Here is a 4,023-nt window from a genome sequence, read left to right as displayed (position 1 = left end):
CCTCGCGCCGGCACAGCGCCGCGATCGACTCTTCGCCGCGCAACCCATCCAGCACGATGCGGATCTTCTCCTCCGCGCCATACTGCTTACGGGTCGCCCGGAGGATGTCCTTGATGACCTTCTCCGCCGACCGCTTTGTCGCTTCTGTTTTCTGTCTCATCGTCGTTCCTTTGAAAGGCTACGATGACCCAGAAAACCTCCTCTCTCAATTAGCCCAATTCTGTCTCATTGGTGCTGACGCCGAACAATCGGAGCCCTTGTTCCCATCGCTCTTTTGCGCCCGCCTCGCCGGCGAACCTGGAGCCGCTCCTCGGCATACGGTCGCTTTAGCTTCTTGTGATTGATCAGCACGCCTTCGCTGCGGATCATGAGAAGGAGACGACGATAGCCAAAACGCCGGCGAACCGACGCAAACTCCCGCAGCCGGGCTCGGATGACGGCATCGTCAGGCCGCATGCTGAGATATCGCACCGATGACCGATCCGCCCCGACCACTTCACACGCCCGCCGCTGACTGACCTCAAAACTTGAACAAAGGTGAGCCACCGCTTGCCGCCTCGCGACGGGCGTCACCATTTTTTTGAATTGAGATCCTTCAACATGGCGTTGTCGAGCATTGCCTCGGCCAATAACTTCTTCAGCTTGGCATTCTCGTCGGTCAGAACCTTCAAACGGCGGGCTTCAGACACATCGAGCCCGCCATACTTCGCCTTCCATTTGTAGAACGTCGCGCTGCTGATCCTGTGCTTGCAACAAACGTCTCCGGTCTTCGATCCTGCCTCGTGCTCCCGCAGGATCGCGATGATCCGCTCTTCCGTGAACCTCGACTGCTTCATCTCCGTCTCCCTCAAGGTGACGGATTCTACCCATTTTTGGAGGAAATTGAGGGGCTCAGGTCATACAGAATTGCCGGTCAGTTTTTATGATTCCTTGATATCGCGCAGGGCGCCTTGATGCCGAAAATATTGATCTAAATCAATCTATGGCGAATTTTCGAGGACTAGAATGAACGTCGTATCAAAAAGAAGCCTAGGGTAGACAGTCCGCCCCATAAAGCCTGCAAGGAGGTGCTATGTTTAAGATATGGATGTTTTGCGCTTTATTAGCGGGCTTGTTTTTGACCGTCGCTCTTCCCGCTTCCGCATCAATGACCGGCGTTGAATGGCTTACGCGCATGGAGCAGATGCAAGCGACGAAAGGACTTCCACCGTCGCGCCACATTCGAACGCAAGGAGCGATTGAGGCACTCGATGTTGGTCCGGGCACAATCAACATTTTTCATCTTGAGCTGCGAAGCCCTGATGGCAGCATATGGATGCCGGCGATGCATATGGTCTTCCATGTCACCTCTCGCGACCTGCTCAACGGACTGAAGCCCGGCGATCATATTCATTTCATCGTGGGTCGACACCGGGGTGCCGTCATGATCACCCACATCGATAAGATCCTCTGACGGATGTCCTTCAGCACTTGCTCTGTCGACGTATGATGAACCAGAAACCTTCCCTCCGCGCAGTCCCCGGTTTCTTATGCGTACTGCCAGGGACAATATGGGCGGGATGTCAGGGGACTTGCCAAGCGCGCCCACTCAATGTCACTGAGTGGATCAAGGAGCGTATCGCCTTCCTGAAGATCGAAGTCCAGATAACGGATGGACGCGATAGCGGATTGGAACGGTGCTGGCTGAGGTCCTCCGATCTCGATGCCAGCATCTTATCAAAGCGCGTAAGTTTGATCTGCGAGGATCAATGATGCCGGGAACGTCTCACCCGTTTCCGCCCTAAACGAGCCAAGTATATTCGTGATCCCAACGCGTGAATTTCGCATCTGCTTTCTGACTGGCTTATATGGGCACGCTCCCTAACGGATCGTTATCCAGCTTGTGTATTTGCTGATCATCCCCCGCCCCACGAATCCGCAGTCTGCAATCACGGGACAAGCCGCATTAGTGCGACCCGGTATTCCTCGCTCGGATACAAGACGCCGGCGGCTTATGCCGATACACTCACCGCGCCTGAAGGCGCATCACCAGCCGAGGCTCTAATCGCCACTGGATGAAAGTTCAATGGCAGGTCACCACGAATATAGTCTGCTGTCCGTCTGCTTTACGCGGTCTGTACATTTTGCCCAAATGCTGGGCACGAAATTTGGTCGCTTAGGTTAATCTACATCAATATCTGGTTTGAGATTTTCAGCTTTTCTATTGGTGTTAGTCCGTACACAGACACACGGAGATGTCGATGATCACACGGAAGATGGTTGTTATCGCAGTTGCAGTTCAGTTCATGGCGATCCCCGCCATGGCGCAGGGCACAACTGACCAGGGTAACGCGCATCACTATCAAGGAGGGCCAAAAACGGGGGTGCCTCACTCCACGACCCATCCGAAATTGCAGTCTAAAAAGACGAGAGTTAACACCGGGACAGGCGGTCATCATTATCAGGGGGGGCCGAAGACGGAGGTGCCTCACCACATGGGTGACAAGAAATAACGAGGCATGGAGAGGCAAGACGACAAACGCTCTTGCGAATTAACTTGAATAAATCGCAAAAAGTTTGTCGTCCGCCTGTCTAATGTAATCAAATTTGGAGCTCTTATTCTATGAACTAAAATGAGGATTTTATTGGTTGGCCGTCAGAGGGGACGCGCAGTGATTTGGGTCGTTCGCAGAGAGGTATGATTCTTCTGATTTACAATTTGCTTCCATCTCCATACGCCAGAGTCGATTTCCCGGTGTTGACTGGTTTTCCATGTGGTGCTGTGGAAGCCGGCGCCGTGCGCCTCAAGCCCATTCTGCTTACCGCTCTGGCGGCCATGATCGGCGCCGCGACCATTCTTCTCGATCCGATCTTTCAAGGATTGGCGATTTCGCTGCTGTTCGGTCTGGCGTCGTCGACGCTCCTGACGGTGCTCGTGATTCCAGCTATCTACATCGCGCTTCGTGAACCTCACCGCAACCATCATCCAGCAAGTAAGGAAGTCTCGAATGGAAAAGAACTATTCCGAACTCACCAAGCGCATTTCCGCTGACTTGAGGAAATTGCGCAAGGATATACCCGATACCATGGAGGCGTTTTCGGCGCTCGCGCAGGTCGCGACGCGCGATGGCGCATTGGACAAAAAAACAAAGGAATTGATCGCGCTTGCGATCGGCGTGGCCGCCCGTTGCGATGGCTGCATCGGCTTCCATACCGAGGCCTTGGTTAGACTAGGCGCCACCCGCCAGGAAGTGGAAGAGACTCTCGGTATGGCCGTCTATATGGGAGGTGGTCCGTCGCTGATGTACGCCGCCGATGCCATTTCCGCCTATGAACAGTTCGAGAAGGAGCTGACCGTTGCAGCCTGATCAACAGTAAACTGAGCGCATCACAATTCGGCAAAGCTGAAGTGAACAAGATTTCGAGTGTACAAGTTATCGCAACCGGAAGACGACTGATCCTATTTCTTGAAACAATCAGATCGGGAGAGGCAACTGTCACTTCGATCGCCAAAGCTGCGTCGCGGGCACAGCGCCGCGATAGACTCTTCACCGCGCAATCCATCCAGCGTCAGCCATTTCCTCATTCGCGGCTTCAATTCTCTGAGCGATGCCATCGAATATCGCCGGGAATTTGATTCCAGTGATACGCCGCCTGATCGCGGAGCTTCAGAACAGCAGAGGCGTTGCAGCGGAATATCAATCCCACTGCTAGGTGCTGTGACTATCATCGCTGCCACTCATTCGGCCGTTGCTCCATTCAGTAGAACCGGCTCGCGTTTAGCTTCACGCCGCTTTGGCGTGACAAAGTCACGCCGGAGCTTGACCTACATCAACGACAAGAAATCCATTCCTTCTTCAATGAAACTATAGGATTCCGCATGCAAGCGAAAAAAGGACCTTAATGGATTTCGATCACAGCGAGAAAGTTGAACGCTTGCGGTGGCAAATTGGCGATTTCATGCGCTTCCATATCGAGCCAGCGAATCGGGAATGGCACCATGAGGTTGCCTCAGGACGTTATCCGGTGCCTCTCATCGAGCGG

3 protein-coding genes and 4 pseudogenes are annotated in these 4,023 nt (G+C 53.7%); 5 read left to right on the top strand and 2 right to left on the bottom strand.

Annotation, left to right across the window (positions count from 1 at the left end; all coding sequences use genetic code 11):
* A pseudogene (locus tag HNQ36_RS25885) lies at positions 1 to 160 on the bottom strand (IS3 family transposase); the annotation flags it as partial.
* An 89-nt stretch (positions 161 to 249) separates the two neighbouring features.
* Positions 250 to 836: pseudogene (locus HNQ36_RS26385) on the bottom strand (transposase); the annotation flags it as partial.
* Positions 837 to 1,072: 236 nt separating this feature from the next.
* Between HNQ36_RS26385 and HNQ36_RS25875 the strand changes: the two are divergent.
* The 5 genes and pseudogenes from HNQ36_RS25875 to HNQ36_RS26380 form a co-directional block, all read left to right on the top strand.
* Positions 1,073 to 1,453, top strand: a complete 381-nt coding sequence (locus HNQ36_RS25875) for a copper-binding protein (protein WP_246395557.1) — start codon at positions 1,073 to 1,075, stop codon at positions 1,451 to 1,453.
* 781 nt (positions 1,454 to 2,234) lie between these two features.
* Positions 2,235 to 2,492 carry a hypothetical protein gene (locus HNQ36_RS26025; RefSeq protein WP_347340011.1) on the top strand — a complete coding sequence of 86 codons (258 nt, stop codon included), beginning with the start codon at positions 2,235 to 2,237 and terminating at the stop codon, positions 2,490 to 2,492.
* Between the two features lie 269 nt (positions 2,493 to 2,761).
* Positions 2,762 to 3,031: pseudogene (locus HNQ36_RS25870) on the top strand (hypothetical protein); the annotation flags it as partial.
* The gene (locus HNQ36_RS25865; protein ID WP_184090805.1) at positions 2,988 to 3,347 is read left to right on the top strand and encodes a carboxymuconolactone decarboxylase family protein; all 360 of its coding nucleotides are present in this window, start codon (positions 2,988 to 2,990) and stop codon (positions 3,345 to 3,347) included. The pseudogene HNQ36_RS25870 and the gene HNQ36_RS25865, both read left to right, overlap by 44 nt.
* A gap of 535 nt (positions 3,348 to 3,882) precedes the next feature.
* Positions 3,883 to 4,023 (top strand): annotated as a pseudogene (locus HNQ36_RS26380) (acyl-CoA dehydrogenase); the annotation flags it as partial.

Origin of the sequence: Afipia massiliensis (assembly GCF_014203115.1) — a bacterium.
Taxonomy (GTDB): Bacteria; Pseudomonadota; Alphaproteobacteria; order Rhizobiales; family Xanthobacteraceae; genus Afipia; species Afipia massiliensis.
The sequence above is the reverse complement of the archived record's forward strand: the minus strand, read 5'-3'. Positions and strand labels throughout refer to the sequence as shown.